14 protein-coding genes are annotated in these 15,386 nt (G+C 55.5%); 13 read left to right on the top strand and 1 reads right to left on the bottom strand.

Translation table 11 applies throughout. From position 1 onward, the window contains the following. Positions 1–26 precede the first annotated feature (26 nt). From ftsE to sstT, 12 genes are all read left to right on the top strand, one after another. A complete protein-coding gene (gene ftsE, locus CE153_RS00070; protein WP_099570864.1) occupies positions 27–1,328 on the top strand; it encodes a cell division ATP-binding protein FtsE in 1,302 nt (433 codons plus the stop codon). Further along, positions 1,328–2,251, top strand: coding sequence for a permease-like cell division protein FtsX (gene ftsX, locus CE153_RS00065; protein ID WP_099594749.1), 924 nt, complete (start codon positions 1,328–1,330; stop codon positions 2,249–2,251). The genes ftsE and ftsX overlap by 1 nt, the downstream gene beginning before the upstream one ends. Before the next feature lie 93 nt (positions 2,252–2,344). Then, positions 2,345–3,727, top strand: a complete 1,383-nt coding sequence (locus tag CE153_RS00060; RefSeq protein ID WP_099594748.1) for a CHAP domain-containing protein — start codon at positions 2,345–2,347, stop codon at positions 3,725–3,727. A 143-nt stretch (positions 3,728–3,870) separates the two neighbouring features. Continuing rightward, a complete protein-coding gene (smpB, locus tag CE153_RS00055) occupies positions 3,871–4,350 on the top strand; it encodes an SsrA-binding protein SmpB (RefSeq protein ID WP_004219704.1) in 480 nt (159 codons plus the stop codon). Between the two features lie 130 nt (positions 4,351–4,480). Further along, positions 4,481–5,428: an ABC transporter substrate-binding protein gene (locus CE153_RS00050; RefSeq protein WP_099570861.1), complete on the top strand. Its 948-nt coding sequence runs from the start codon at positions 4,481–4,483 to the stop codon at positions 5,426–5,428. A gap of 243 nt (positions 5,429–5,671) precedes the next feature. Continuing rightward, the gene (locus CE153_RS00045) at positions 5,672–6,232 is read left to right on the top strand and encodes a transporter substrate-binding domain-containing protein (RefSeq protein ID WP_099594747.1); all 561 of its coding nucleotides are present in this window, start codon (positions 5,672–5,674) and stop codon (positions 6,230–6,232) included. A gap of 266 nt (positions 6,233–6,498) precedes the next feature. Further along, positions 6,499–7,428: an ABC transporter substrate-binding protein gene (locus CE153_RS00040; RefSeq protein WP_099594936.1), complete on the top strand. Its 930-nt coding sequence runs from the start codon at positions 6,499–6,501 to the stop codon at positions 7,426–7,428. A gap of 45 nt (positions 7,429–7,473) precedes the next feature. Next, the gene (locus tag CE153_RS00035) at positions 7,474–8,457 is read left to right on the top strand and encodes an amino acid ABC transporter permease (RefSeq protein WP_099594746.1); all 984 of its coding nucleotides are present in this window, start codon (positions 7,474–7,476) and stop codon (positions 8,455–8,457) included. Positions 8,458–8,469: 12 nt separating this feature from the next. Continuing rightward, a complete protein-coding gene (locus tag CE153_RS00030; RefSeq protein WP_099594745.1) occupies positions 8,470–9,264 on the top strand; it encodes an amino acid ABC transporter ATP-binding protein in 795 nt (264 codons plus the stop codon). Positions 9,265–9,456: 192 nt separating this feature from the next. Beyond that, positions 9,457–11,349, top strand: coding sequence for a glutamine--fructose-6-phosphate transaminase (isomerizing) (gene glmS / locus CE153_RS00025; protein WP_099570858.1), 1,893 nt, complete (start codon positions 9,457–9,459; stop codon positions 11,347–11,349). A gap of 11 nt (positions 11,350–11,360) precedes the next feature. Beyond that, entirely contained in the window at positions 11,361–12,113 is a 753-nt protein-coding gene (locus tag CE153_RS00020) for a pseudouridine synthase (protein WP_099594744.1), read from the top strand. Positions 12,114–12,327: 214 nt separating this feature from the next. Then, complete coding sequence (gene sstT / locus CE153_RS00015; RefSeq protein WP_099594743.1) at positions 12,328–13,620, top strand: serine/threonine transporter SstT; 1,293 nt, start codon at positions 12,328–12,330, stop codon at positions 13,618–13,620. A 122-nt stretch (positions 13,621–13,742) separates the two neighbouring features. On the opposite strand, the gene CE153_RS00010 is transcribed toward sstT, so the two are convergent. Next, positions 13,743–14,750 (bottom strand): LacI family DNA-binding transcriptional regulator, encoded by a 1,008-nt coding sequence (locus CE153_RS00010; protein ID WP_099594742.1) that lies wholly within the window; start codon positions 14,748–14,750, stop codon positions 13,743–13,745. Positions 14,751–14,986: 236 nt separating this feature from the next. Here CE153_RS00010 and CE153_RS00005 point away from each other — a divergent pair. Continuing rightward, positions 14,987–15,386: carbohydrate ABC transporter permease (locus CE153_RS00005; RefSeq protein WP_442861956.1), on the top strand; the 400-nt coding region annotated here is incomplete at its 3' end.

Raw genomic sequence — 15,386 nt, 5'->3', positions numbered from 1 at the left:
ACAGCACATAGTGGAGGGGTACGACGATGGCGCTGATTTCGCTTGAACATGTGAGCAAGGTGTATCCAAAAGGCACCAGGCCTGCGTTGGATGATATCAATCTCGACATCAATCGAGGGGATTTCGTGTTCCTCGTAGGCGCATCGGGTTCTGGCAAAACCACATTGCTGAGCCTGTTGCTGCGTGAAGAGGAGGCCACGGACGGCGAAATCCGCATCGCAGGCAACGATTTGCGACGCCTGTCCGCACGGCAGGTGCCTCATTATCGTCGTTCCATCGGTTTCATCTTCCAGGATTACAAGCTGTTGAACAACAAAACGGTGTGGGAGAATGTGGCATTTGCACTTGAAGTGATCGGCACAAGCCGTTCTACCATCAAATCGTTGGTGCCAAAAGTGCTGCAGACGGTTGGACTCACCGGCAAGGAGGACAGCTACCCGCATGAGCTTTCCGGCGGTGAGGCGCAGCGTGTGGCCATCGCGCGAGCGTATGTGAACCATCCGCAGATTCTGCTGGCCGATGAGCCTACCGGAAACCTTGATCCGACCACATCGTTAGGCATTATGGAAGTGCTTGACGCCATCAACCGCACCGGCACTACCGTCGTCATGGCCACGCATAATGAGGAAATCGTCAACTCCATGCGCAAACGCGTGGTCGAACTGCATACCGGCAAAATCGTGCGTGACGAGCAGCAGGGATCCTACGATTCCGCACTGTACTTCCCGGATGCCGAAGTGGAATCCAAATCGCATCAGGCGCTGAATGGTGGCGATGCCGACGCGAAATACCGTGCGCCAAGCGGTTTGGTCGTGTCCGATGCTTCCGATGGGACGGTGGATGTGGAAGGTGCGACGCGAGCCGAAACCGCGGCGAATGCGGTCGATGCAGTAGCCGCTGCCATCCACAGTGGCAATGGAGATGCGGGCATTGCGCGACTTGCCAATTCCGTGCATTCCGGTCGCACCGGCCGTTACGGAGAGGCGTTCGCCCCGGTGGAGACCACGCTGACCTGGGGCAAGGGGCTGAAGATCGAGGAACTTGCCGAACAGGAACAAGCTGATTCGTCTGCACTTTCCCAGAGCGAATCCAATGCCGATGCCACTATCGTTTCGTCTGAAACAAGTGTCGAAGCAGGAAACGCGGATGAAAACGAGCAGCCGGCGGAGCCAACGGTTCCTGCGCCTCCGGCACCGCCTATGCCTCCCGTGCCGCCAGCGCCTCCGGCCCCTCCTGCCGTTCCCGCGGCAACTGACGATGACGAAGCGAACTGCGCAGAACAATCCGCCGAACAGCATGAAACGTCCGAAAACAAGGAGAACGACTGATGCGTTTGCGTTTCATTCTTTCCGAAACCTGGAGCAGCCTCAAGCGTAACGTGCCCATGCTGCTTTCGGTGATGCTCGTTACCTTCATCTCATTCCTTTTCATCGGAGCGTCGGTGCTTACCCAGGCGCAGATCACCAAAGCCAAAGGCGATTGGTATTCCAAGGTCGAAGTGGTGGTGTGGATGTGCCCCGACGGCACCAGCCAATCCGTGAACTGCACTGCGGGAACCGCCGCGACGCAGGCACAGATCAACGACTTGCAGCAAACCATCCGCAATGAGCTTGCCGATGATGTTTCGCAGATCACCTTCGTCAGCAAGGAAGATTTCTATAACGACACCTTCCTCAAGCAATATCCGAACGGCGAATATCAGGGGCGTACGCTTACTGCCGATGACATGCAGGATTCATTGTGGCTCAAACTCAAGAATCCTGAAAAATACCAGGTGGTTTCCGAAGTGCTTTCCGGCAAGGAAGGCGTCGATACCGTCAGTGACCAACGGCAGATTTTCGAGCCGGTTTTTGCCGTGCTGAACCGCGCTACCATTGCGACCGCCGCATTGGCCACGGTGATGGTGGTTGTTGCCATTATGCTGACCGGCACCACGATTCGCATGTCTGCGGCGTCTCGCAAAACCGAAACGGAAATCATGCGTTTGGTGGGTGCTTCGAACTGGACGATTAGATTGCCGTTCGTTCTGGAAGGTGTGGTCGCGTCGTTGGTGGGTTCGCTGCTGTCTTGCGCCACGCTTTCGGTATTGGTGAAGGTGTTCGTCACTGATTGGCTTGCGACTTCCGTGAAATGGATTCCGTATGTGAATCAGATGACAGTACTTTGGATTTCGCCGATTCTGGTTCTTGGAGCGGTATTGCTGTCTGTGGTTGCATCCACGGTATCGCTGCATAGATATCTGAAGGCCTGATAGGTATTGCTTAATGGCAGGTGGCGGTACGTGTCGCGGATTTTAAGCATGAGATGCTATGGTGTGGAACAATGATGGGAGGCAAGTGACCGAATGATAAGCAAAAAAGCTCTCAAGCCGGCCGCTGCGGTGTTTGCAACGGGGGCTATGTGCGCCACGATGGCGATCGCCCCGTTCGCGCCTGTTGTTCCGCAGGCGCATGCAAATACGTATAGCAATCTGGTGAACGCGCAGAATCAGAAGTCCAATAGCGCACAGCGGGAAGCGCGGTTGCGTTCGCAGCTTTCTGGCGTGAAGTCCGATCTGGCAGACAAGATCGTCGAGCTGGACGAATTGACGAATACGAAGATTCCGGCGGCCCAAGCTGAGGTCGATGAGGCCAATGCCGCTGCCGCTTCGGCGCAAAGCGAGGCGGAGGCTGCCGCTTCCCGTTTGGAAGCGGCGCAGAAAGACAAGGAAAACCTCGAAGCGCAGATTGAGCAGACGGGCAAGGACTACGACGACGCGCATGCGGCCGTGGCACAGATGGCTCGTGAAGATATGCATGGTTCCGACACATCCACCGTGATGAGTGTGGTGACCGGTGCCACAAGTACGCAGGAGTTCATCAACTCCATGCAGTCGCGTGATGCGTTGAGCCGTACCGAGGCCAATGCGGCCAGCGATGCGGCGAATACGTTGAACACGTCGATGAACCGTAGCGAACGTCTTGCCGCAATCGAAAAGCAGATCGCCAATCTGAAAACCACAGCTGATGAAAAGGCTGCATCCGCACAGCAGGCTGCCGCCTCCGCACAGACCCAGCGCGACTCGCTTGACCAGTTGCGCGCAGAAGGCGAGACCCGCCGTGCCGAATTGGAAAGCAAGCAGTCGCAGCTGAATAGTGACGTGGCCAAGCAGGCGGCGCAAACGGTTATGTTGCAGTCGCAGGTCGATTCCTTCAATCGCCAGTATGCAGCCGAGCAGGCCGCCGCAGCCAATCAAAACAATGGCGGCAATCAAGGGCAGACCCAGCCAGGCAACAGCAATACCAATAATGGCAGCAACAATGTGACGCCTACTCCTGCGCCTACTCCCACTCCTGCTCCCGCGCCGAGCACCAATAACAATTCCGGTCAGGGAACCTCCAATGGCGATTACGGCAATGCCTACGTGGCCGGCCAGTGCACGTGGTGGGCGTACGACCGTCGTAGACAGATGGGCATCGGAACCCCTTCATATTTGGGCAACGGTGGTCAGTGGTATAGTACAGCTCCCTCATATGGTCTGCGAGTGGACCATAATCCGCAGGTGGGTGCGGCTCTCTCCTTCCTTCCCGGACAGGCTGGAGCAGATGGTTTCTACGGTCATGTGGCCGTTGTGGAAGCGGTGAACGGAAGCACTATCACCATTTCCGAGATGAACGCGTCCGGTGGTCCCTTCAATGTGTCGTACCGCACGCTATACAACGCATCTCAGTTCTGGTATGTGCACTGATTCATCAAGGAGCGTTTGAGTTTTTCCTTGAACGTTGTGTCACGGGAGCGCGCCGCCTGAATCGTTGGGCGGCGCGCTTCCGTGATATTGTCGATTGTTGCGTTGCAAAACACTTCTTCGAAGAACCGGAAAGGAGGTCCGACATGGCCAAGGAGCAAGGTGTGAAGCCGATTGCGCAGAACAAGAAGGCACGCCATGATTACGCCATCGAAGACAAGTATGAAGCCGGTCTGGTGTTGACCGGCACTGAAGTGAAGTCGCTTCGTGAGGGACGCGCATCGCTGGCCGAATCGTTCATCACCATCGACCGTCGCGGTGAAATGTGGCTTGAGGGAGCCAACATTCCTGAATATCTCAATGGTACGTGGAACAATCATGCCCCTAAGCGCAAGCGTAAGCTGCTGCTTCATGCGGCGCAGATCGACAAGCTGGCACGTCAAAGCCAAGCTAAAGGTTTCACCATCATTCCGCTGAGCCTGTATTTCAAGGATGGCCGCGTCAAGGCGGAAATCGCGTTGGCCCGAGGCAAGAAGGAATTCGACAAGCGTCAGGCGTTGCGCGAGGAACAAGACAAGCGTGAGGCGTTGCGTGCCATGCGCTATGCCAACAAGCAAGTGCGATAAGTCGAAACCGGAAAATTTCCGGTTTCACATACTGACATAAAGCGGTGGTCGTAATATTTTTGTAGCTTGACTTCTCTAGTGTATGGTTCGGATTCGGTCGAATAGGCCGAGCGAGACATAGGAGAAGGATATGGAAGCGAAGAAAAGTCTGAAGGCGGCTGCCGCGTGTGTGCTGAGCGTTGCGATGCTGTTTGCTGGAGCGGCATGCGGCACCAGTGATGGAAGCGACGATGCGGCTTCGTCCAATAGCGGTTCGAAATCGAACGAACTGACGGGGTACGATGTTTCGTCGGTGCAGAAAGACGATGACATCGCCAAACTGTTGCCCGACTATGTGACGAAGGACGGCAAGCTCACCATCGGCATGGACACGTCGTATGCTCCCGCGGAATTCCTTGCGGAGGACGGCAAGACCCCGGTCGGCTTCGATGTCGATATCGCCAAGGCTTTGGCACAGGTGTTCGGTCTTGAAGCGGATCCTGAAACCGCGAATTTCGATTCGATCATTCCGTCGGTCGGATCCAAGTACGATATCGGCATTTCGTCGTTCACCGTGACCAAGGAACGTTTGGATGCGGTTGATTTCGTAAGCCATTTCGATGCCGGATCGGCATGGGCCGTGAAGAAGGGCAATCCGAACAAGATCGACACGTCCGATTTGTGCGGCAAGAAGGTGGCCGTGCAGACCGCCACCATGCAGGAGACCGAAGCCAACAAGATGGCCAAGCAATGCGAGGCCGACGGCAAGGATAAGCTTGAAGTGATCTCCAGCAAGCTGCAGACCGATGTGACCACGAACGTTGTCACCGGCAAGGCTGACGTGTTCTATGCCGATTCGCCGGTCGCGGGCTATGCCATCGCGCAAACCGATGGACAGCTGGAAACGCTTGGCAAGGTCGAGGGCGTTGCTCCGGAAGGCATCGTCATCAAGAAAGGCGACAGCCAGATGGATGAGGCCGTGCAGAAGGCCGTGCAGAAGCTCATTGACGACGGTACGTATCTGAAGATCCTCAAGTATTGGGGCGTCGAGGACGGTGCCATCAAAACGCCGGAAATCAATACGCCGGGCGCCGAATGATTCCATGATTGAACCGTCTGCGGATCAGACGGTTTCAAGAATCGCATAGCTTGCGACATGCCGGAAACAAAGCGGGTTTTGATCATATTGTTATATGACAAAACCCGCTTTTTCGTAGGGAAAAACGGCATATCAAATAGAGTTTGCGTACTATTAACGCGGCCGTAGCAATCGTTTTTAGGGTGCGTGCAGAACTTCGGTTCGGCCGTTTTTATACGGTCGGGAATGAAGAGATGATTCGCGATGGCTTTCAATAATCTAAGGAAACTCACTGTTTTTGCGCTAAGCGCCGCCATGATCGTTTCGTTGGGTGCGTGCGGCACATCGGAAAAGTCCGATTCCACGGCTTCCGGTGATTCCAAGTCGTCGTCGAACGTCACCGGTTATGACGTTTCCGGTGTGACGAAGTATGCTGATATAGCCGCAATGCTGCCGGAATCAGTCACCAAGGACGGCAAGCTCACCATCGGCATGGACACGCCGTATGCTCCCGCGGAATTCCTTGCGGAGGACGGCAAGACCCCGGTCGGCTTCGATGTCGATATCGCCAAGGCGCTCGCCAATATGTTCGGTCTTGAGGCCGTGCCGCAAACCGAAGGCACGTTGGAAGCCCTTGGCGAGGATGTCGGCGTGACCAAGGAGGCAGTGGCCATCAAGAAGGGCGATTCCGATATAGCCAAGGCGGTGCAGGCCGCACTGCAGAAGCTCATGGATGACGACACGTATATGAAGATCCTCAAGCATTGGGGCGTGGAGACCGGAGCGGTCGACAAAGCCGAAATCAATCCGACCGACCTCGGCTGAACGATCAAACGTAAGGCAGGTATCGTACGCGGTGATACTGTGATGCCGATATGACGGAAGGCATGCGGACCGAATCCGCGTGTCTTCCGTTTTTCGTATATGAATTTTCCGTGATTCTTGGCTGGTGCGTAGGTTTTGCGCAACGTAACGTACATGTAGCATTGCGCTCTTATCGTGCCTATTTGAGATACTGAGGTTCTCTGCAATCGAATGGCGTTGAGATCTCGGTATGGCAATGAAGAGATAAGAAGAAGGATATGCGTATCATGTCTTTGAAGATCAAGTCCGTTGTGGCGCTTGTGCTGAGCGCGGCGATGTTGTTTTCCGCTGCCGCTTGCGGCACCTCCGATGCTTCCAAGTCCGGCGATTCGTCGGATTCGTCGAACACTACCACCGGTTACGATGTCAGCACCATTGAAAAAGATGACGAGCTGGCCAAGCTGGTTTCGTCCAGCGATCTGGTGAAGGACGGCGAGCTTTCCGCCGGTATGGAGCTTTCGTACGCTCCGGCTGAATTCTATGCCGAAGACGGTAAGACTCCGGTCGGCTATGATATCGACATGACCAAGGCCATCGCCAAGACGCTTGGTTTGAAGCCGAACATCGTGTCTTCCATGTTCGACACCATCATTCCTTCCATTGGCTCCAAGTATGATCTGGGCATCACCGCCATGACCATCACCGAAGAGCGTATGCAGTCCGTGGATTTCGTGAGCTACTACCGTGCGGGTTCCACGTGGGCCGTGCAGAAGGGCAATCCGAAGAAGCTCGACACTTCCGACATGTGTGGCGCGAAGATCGCGGTGCAGACCGGCACCGTGCAGGAAGAGGAGGCCAACACCATCGCCAAAGGCTGCGAGGCCGACAACAAGGCCGAAGTGATGTCGTACAAGCGTCAGGCCGAAGCGGCCACTGCAGTGGCTACGGGCAAGGCCGATGCGTTCTATGCCGATTCGCCGGTCGCCGGTTATGCCATCTCCCAGACCGACGGACAGCTTGAGGCCTTGGGTGACGTCGAAGGCGTGGCCAAGCAGGGCATCGCTGTCAAGAAGGGCAACACCCAGCTTGCTGAAGCCGTGCAGAAGGCCGTACAGAAGCTGATGGACGATGGCACGTATATGAAGATCCTCAAGCATTGGGGTGTGGAATCCGGTGCTCTGGACAAGGCTGAGATCAACCCGACCGATCTCAACTGATCTCATCTCCACTATTTTCATCAACAACGAAGGAACTGAAGCATCATGGCGAAAAAACAGATCGACGGCGACGGCCTCGATATTCCGAATCGCATCAAAGCGCTGCCGGTTAAGCGTACGGGCCCGATTGTGGCGGCGGTCATCGTTGCTCTGCTCGCCGCCATGCTGCTGCAGGGCCTGATCACCAATCCGCGTTTCGAATGGAATGTGGTTGGGAAGTACCTGTTCAACGAGAATGTGCTTGAAGGCATCAAATACACGCTGCTGCTGACGGTCATCTCCATGGTCATCGCGATTGTTCTGGCAGTGATTCTGGCCGTGATGCGCAAGTCCATCAATCCGGTGCTGCGTGGCGTGAGCTGGTTCTACATTTGGTTCTTCCGTGGCACCCCTGTGTATACGCAGCTGGTGTTCTGGGGTCTGTTCGCCGTATTGGTGCCCCGCATCGGTGTGGGCATTCCTTTCACGTCCATTGAATTCTGGAGCATTGACTCGCAGTCCGTCATTACCGCGTTCAACGCGGCATGGCTGGGTCTCGCGCTGAACGAAGCGGCATATCTGGCCGAAATCGTGCGTGCGGGTCTTGAAGCCGTCGATCCAGGTCAGACCGAAGCGGCCAAGGCGCTGGGTATGAAGCGTTCCATGATCATGCGTCGCGTGGTGCTTCCTCAGGCCATGCGCATCATCATTCCGCCGACCGGCAATGAGTTCATCGGCATGTTGAAGACCACCTCGCTGGTCAACGCCGTGCCGTTCACGCTGGAACTGCAGTTCGCCACCACCGCAATCGCAACCCGACTGTACAAGCCGATTCCGCTGCTGATCGTGGCCTGCATCTGGTATTTGGTGATCACCTCCATCCTGATGGTGCTGCAGTCTCGTCTGGAGAAGCATTTCGGCAAGGGCTTCGATGCACGACCGGCCGGCGCGCGCGGCAAGCAGCCGCCGCTGCCGGGTAAAACCGAAGGCGAACCGAAAGACGATATCACCAAGCAGAACGAGGCAACGTTCGCGGGCATGACCGCGTGAGGGGAGTGAGCAATGACTGAACCAACCACCAACGGTGTTGTTCCCGCAGTGAAGGCCACGCAGGTGCATAAGGCTTTCGGTAGCCTGCACGTGCTCAAGGGCGTCGATATGACGGTTATGCCCGGCTCGGTGACGGTGATTCTGGGACCTTCCGGTTCCGGAAAATCCACATTCCTGCGCCTGATCAACCAGTTGGAAACGCTGACCGGCGGCGAAATCGACGTCGACGGCGAAATGATCGGCTATAAATATGTCGATGAGGGTGGCAAGCAGGTGCTGCAGACCTTGAACGACAAGGAAGTGGCCGAACAGCGTTCCAAGCTGGGCATGGTGTTCCAGAGGTTCAACCTGTTCCCGCACATGACGGCTCTCGAAAATGTGATGGAAGCGCCGGTCCACGTCAAGCACATGGATAAAAAGGAAGCCCGCAAGCTTGCCATCGAAGAGCTGAACCGAGTGGGCATGGGCGATCGCCTTGACCACTATCCGGCACAGCTTTCCGGAGGCCAGCAGCAGCGTGTGGCCATTGCCCGCGCACTCGCCATGAAGCCGGAAATCATGCTGTTCGACGAGCCAACCTCCGCACTCGATCCGGAATTGGTGGGCGAAGTGCTGAACGTCATGCTGTCTTTGGCGAAAGAAGGCATGACCATGGTGGTTGTCACCCACGAAATAGGCTTTGCACGCGAAGTCGCCGATCAGATCGTATTCATGGACGGCGGTGTTGTTGTGGAACAGGGCGGTCCTGAAATCATCGACAATCCGCAGGAACCACGATTCAAGGACTTCCTGCAGCACGTGCTGTAAATCGTCGTAAGTGTAATCGTAAGAGTCAGACATCTCTTCATCGCAAGAATTGCGATTAAGGGAATGGCTGAAGAAAATCCCCATGTTGAAAACTGTCGGCATGGGGATTTTTGTGTCCATATATCAAAGGTTCGGCGCGATGGAGCGGTTTCGTTTCGAAAATGACACCATTACCCGATAAGCTGGGATGTTATGTGTGGAATCGTAGGATATGCAGGAAATGTGGAAACCGCGTGCGGCAAGCCGTTGGAAGTGTGCCTCCAAGGCCTCCAGCGTTTGGAATACCGCGGATATGATTCGGCTGGTGTGGCGCTGACCGCGCCCGGCATGGACCATGTGGAAGTGCGTAAGAAGGCGGGGCGTCTCGCCAATCTGATCGAAGACGTGGAACGCAATCCAATGCCGATGGCCACCGTGGGCATCGGACACACCCGTTGGGCCACCAACGGCGTGCCGAACGATATCAACGCGCATCCGCATACCTCGCGAGACGGCAAGGTCGCCATCATTCATAATGGCATCATCGAAAACGCCTCCCAACTTCGTCTTGATCTGCAGACGGAAGGTTACCGTTTCTCATCGGAAACCGATACGGAGGTCGCGGCGAAACTGCTGGGCAAAATCAGCGAGAAAATCGTTGAGGAAACCGGCAAACCCGACCTGTTCAAGGCCGTGCGACGCTTGGCTCGCATGCTGGAAGGCGCGTTCACGATTCTCGCCACTGACTGCCGTCAGCCGGGTATCGTGGTCGGCGCCCGCCATGATTCGCCGCTGGTGGTTGGTCTTGGCGAAGGTGAGAATTTCCTTGGTTCCGATGTGGCCGCGTTCGTGGCCTACACGAAACGTGCCATGGAAATCGACCAGGATCAGGCCGTGATGGTGTCCGCCGATAAGGTCGTGGTGTCTGATTTCATGGGCAACATCGTGGCCGATCCGAAGACCTACACCGTGGATTGGGATGCTTCCGCGGCCGAAAAGGGCGGTTGGGACTCCTTCATGGACAAGGAGATCCACGAAGGGCCGGCGGCGGTGCAGCGCACGCTGTTGGGACGTCTTGGCAAGGACGGCAATCTCAATCTTGACGAGGTTCGCATCGACGAGCATGATTTCAAGGCGATCGACAAGATTATCGTCATCGCCTGCGGTACCGCTGCCTACGCGGGCATGGTGGCCAAGTACGCCATCGAGCATTGGGTGCGTATTCCGGTGGAAGTGGAGCTTGCCCACGAATTCCGCTATCGTGATCCGATTCTCACCCCGCGCACGTTGGTGGTGGCCATTTCGCAGTCCGGTGAAACCATGGACACGCTGATGGCATTGCGCCACGCGCGCGAGCAGGGTTCGAAGGTGCTGGCCATCTGCAACACGCAGGGCGCGTCCATTCCACGTGAATCCGACGCGGTGCTGTACACGCACGCTGGTCCGGAAGTGGCGGTCGCCTCCACCAAGGCGTTCGTGGCGCAGATTACTGCCGCCTACGTGCTTGGCTTGTATTTGGCGCAGGTCAAGGGTGCAATGTTCCGTGACGAGATCGCGCAGGCGTTGGATTCCCTCAAAGACATGCCTCGCAAGATCCAGTGGGTTCTTGACACGCAGGCCAAGACCGTGCATGATGCTGCCGCACAGATGGTCGATGCGAAGTCCTTCCTGTTCCTGGGTCGTCATGTCGGCTACCCGGTTGCGATGGAAGGCGCGTTGAAATTGAAGGAAATCGCCTACACCTTCACCGAAGGCTTCGCGGCCGGCGAGCTCAAGCACGGTCCGATCGCATTGGTGGATGAAGGCGAACCGGTAGTGTTCATCGTGCCGCCGGCACGTGGCCGCAATGTGCTGCACGCCAAGGTTATTTCCGGTATCGAAGAGGTCAAGGCCCGTGGTGCGTACATTATCGCCGTGGCCGAAGAGAACGATCCCGATGTTGAACGCTATGCGGACGTGGTGTTCTGGCGTCCGGCTTGCCCGACGCTGATGAGTCCGCTGGTGGATGTGGTGCCGCTTCAGCTATTCGCCATGGACATGGCCAAGCTGAAGAATTACGACGTTGACAAGCCTCGTAATCTCGCCAAGTCCGTCACCGTGGAGTAATCGTTCATACGATGCGTCAACAGCGTCAGCAGAAGAGGCATCGTTACGTTCTTGAAGAGCCTCATATTCCGTTCGAATGTGAGGTTCTTTACGAGAACGATGCGATTATCGTGGTTGACAAGCCGCATTTTCTCGCCACCACACCGCGCGGCATGTGGTATCGCGAAACCGCGTTGATCCGACTTCGGGAACAGTATGGCGAACCCGATATTGTTCCCGCACACCGTTTGGACCGACTTACCGCAGGTATCGTCGTATTTGTGCGCAAACCGGAATTGCGTGGCGCTTACCAAATGCTGTTCCAAAATCGCAAAACCATAAAAACCTATGAATGTTTGGCGCCACTTGCCCCCGATCGGCATCCGCAATATGGAACAATCGTAAGAATCGACAGGCATCAACCATTTCCGGCAATCCGAGCATCGCATATTTGCAAGGATCGCGGGCGACTTCAGGCGTACGAAATTCCGGAAACCGTCAATGCGCAAACGTTGATTGAGCGGGGGAGCGCGGTACGTTGCGTCGACGGCAAAGCATATGTGAATTATGTGCTGCACCCGAAAACCGGCAAAACGCACCAGTTGCGTGTGCATATGAATTCGTTGGGCTTGCCGATTTTGGGCGATGATTTCTATCCGAATATTGTGCAGCATTCTTACGATGATTTCTCGCAGCCGTTGGAATTAGTGGCTCGTGAGTTACGTTTCGACGATCCGGTGACGGGAGAGCCTCGTACATTCGTTTCGAAAGTGCCGCTTGGCTGATTAACGGTCTGATTAGCGGATATTGCTCGATGAATAAAGACATATAAAAACCGTTCATCGATATACTGATATTTGATCGCATCGCTATGGCGTGTTGAAGTTGCGTGTCCCTATAATTGGACATTTCACATTTCGTGTTACCGAGCGTGATTAGGATGTGCTCTTGTTATGTTGGCTGGTAAAGGCAAGCTGGCTGGAAAGAACGAGAGAGAATATGAACCATATTTCGAAAGCGCTTCGTGGCGTTGCCGACAAGTACAACGGCGTGTCACTGATTATCCGCATTATCGTCGGTCTTATCGCGGGTACCGCACTGGCATTGGTCGTGCCGCATATGGCGTGGATCGGCGAATTCGGCACCCTGTTCGTAAGCGCATTGAAGGCCGTCGCTCCGATTCTGGTGTTTGTACTGGTTGCAAGCGCTCTGGCTCAGGGTAATTCCAAGCTTGATAGCCGTTTCGGTACGGTGCTTTTCCTGTATCTGTTCACCACGTTCCTGTCCGCCGTAGTGGCGGTGCTGACGTCTCGCATGTTCCCGCAGACCATATCGTTGGGCGATGCCGCTGACGCCGATGTGGTGCCGCAGGGCTTGAGCGAGGTTGTGCAGACGTTGCTGACCAATATTGTGGCCAATCCGATTCAGGCCATGATCGACGGCAACTACATCTGCATTCTGATGTGGGCTTGCCTGTTCGGTCTTGCCATGAAGGGTATTGCCAATGAAAGCTCCAAGGCGTTCCTTGCCAATGTGGCCGATGGCGTGTCTCAGGTGATTCGTTGGGTCATCAATCTCGCCCCGTTCGGCATTATGGGCTTGGTGTTCACCAGCGTTTCCGAAAACGGCTTGGCGGCCTTCACCGAGTACGGTAGCCTTCTGCTCCTGCTCGTCGGCACCATGCTGCTGATGGTGCTCGTGTTCGGTCCGCTGGTCATTTTCCTGTACCTGCATCGCAACCCGTATCCGCTGGTGTACCGCTGCTTCAAGGAATCCGGCCTGACCGCATTCTTCACTCGTTCCTCCGCGGCGAACATTCCGGTCAACATGCAGCTGTGCGAGAAGCTTGGCCTTGACAAAGACATGTATTCCGTGTCTATTCCGCTGGGCGCAACCATCAACATGAACGGTGCCGCCGTCACCATCACCATCATGGCCATGGCTGCCGCCAATACGATGGGCATTCAGATTTCGCTGCCGGCCGCCATTCTGCTGTCTGTGGTGTCGGCGCTCGGCGCATGCGGCGCTTCCGGTGTGGCTGGCGGTTCTCTGCTGCTTATTCCGATGGCCTGCTCTCTGTTCGGCATCAGCAACGACATCGCTATGCAGGTGGTGGGTGTCGGCTTCATCATCGGTGTTATTCAGGATTCCGTGGAGACCTGCCTGAACTCCGCTTCCGACGTGGAGTTTGCGGCAACCGCCGAATATCATGCTTGGCTCAAGCAGGGCCGTCAGCTTCCTGCGTTCATGTATTCCAAGAAGGAACGCCAGCAGCTCGGCATCGAAGCCTGATTTCAACAGATTTTCAATCTAGAAGGCGTCTCTCCCACGCGGTTCACCCACGCTGGAGAGACGCCTTTTTCGTATTGGCTGATTTGATTGATTGCGTTGATTAAAGTCGCGAGATATTGCGATTAGTCGAGTTTTGCCACGGATCCGCGGTCGATGAATTCGGGGGTGATAAGTTTCTTGATTCCAGAAGGCACTTTTTTGCCATTGCATTGTTGCTCGATCATGGAAAAAGCCTCTTTTCCCACAGTTCTGAGCTTGAGACGTACGGTGGTCAGTTCAAGACGGGGCACAACGCCGCGGAGTGAATCGTCCACACCGATAATGCTGACATCTTCGGGAACGCGCTTTCCGGCTGTCCTCAGGCCAAGCATGGCACCGTATGCCATTTGATCGTTGCCTGCGAAAATTGCGGTGCAATCCTTTTCGTGGGCCAAGGCCAATCCGGCTTGGTAGCCGCTATCTGCTTCCCAGTCGCCGTAATACATGGGTGGTGTGGGAATGCCGACTTGCGCTAATGCGTCGCGCCACCCTCTGATGCGGCTCTGTGCTGCGCGTGAAACGGTGGGGCCTGCGATGTGGTACACAGTTTTATGCCCCTTCGACAGGAAAAAGTCCACGGCTGCAGTGGCGCAACCATACGAGTCCGAATCGATGGTAGGGCAGTGGTTTGCCGGTTCCTCGCAAATAAGCACTACCGGTAGGTTGTCGGATGGCTTGAACTGGTTGAAGTCGGTGAAATCGCGTTCCATAATCACGATTGCACCATCGAGGGGGAGACCTTCCACAAGTTTCAGTGCGCCGGTGAGTGACTGATCCTGCAGGTTATCCAAGGGGCGAATGGTGATGGAATAGCCGCTATTCGCGGCCGCTGTAGTGATGCCTTCGAGGATACGTGAGTTCCCGTAGGCCGACATATGCGAAAGCAGTACACCAACATTGTTGAAATGTCCGCTTTTCAAAGCACGTGCCGCATAATTCGGCCTGTATCCGAGATGCTCCATGGCTGCCTCGACCTTAAGTTTCGTCGCTGGGCGTACGGCATCGCTCCCATTAGCCACTCGGGAAACGGTCTGCGGTGAAACCCCTGCTTCCCTAGCGACGTCTTGCAGCGAGACTGAGTTGCGTGCCATGTGTATCTACCTTCCGAACGAAAATGCGTACTGTGCTTAACTTTACATGCTTACTTCTGTATTGTTTTCGTCACCATGCAATTTGTTCGATGCAGTGAATATGTGGTCTAGAATGTGCGAAAAGTAGACACTTTTGGAATATAGTGTTATTATGATAACGCAAACATTTGGAAGGAGCTGTTTTACGGGGGTGTAAATTGCCCTGTGAAATGGTATTGCCTCGAAGGAGAGGAATGATGTCAGCAACGGAAGTTGTTGCCAATATGCCACTGCATTCGGCAACCGTGCGTGTCAATAAACACAAGGCGGATTGGCGTGGTTGGAAGTTTATGTGGCCGTTCGCGTTGGTGTTCGTGTTCGTGTTCGTGATCCCGATCCTGTACGCGGTCTACATCAGTTTCTTCCAGAAGCAGATGATCGGCGGCACGAAGTTCGTGGGAATCAGCAACTACATTCGTCTGTTCCACGACCAGCAGTTCTGGAGCTCAGTCGGCAGGGTCGCGCTGTTCACCTGCGTGCAGGTGCCGATCATGCTGTTCCTGTCGGCGGCGATGGCTTTGGCTTTGGATTCCATGAAGCTGCACGGCGCGAAGTTCTTCCGCATCAGCACGTTCCTGCCGTACGCGGTGCCGGCCG

It is taken from the genome of Bifidobacterium sp. N4G05, assembly GCF_002742445.1.
Lineage (GTDB): Bacteria > Actinomycetota > Actinomycetes > Actinomycetales > Bifidobacteriaceae > Bifidobacterium > Bifidobacterium hominis.
This window is presented reverse-complemented; position numbering and strand designations above follow the sequence as displayed.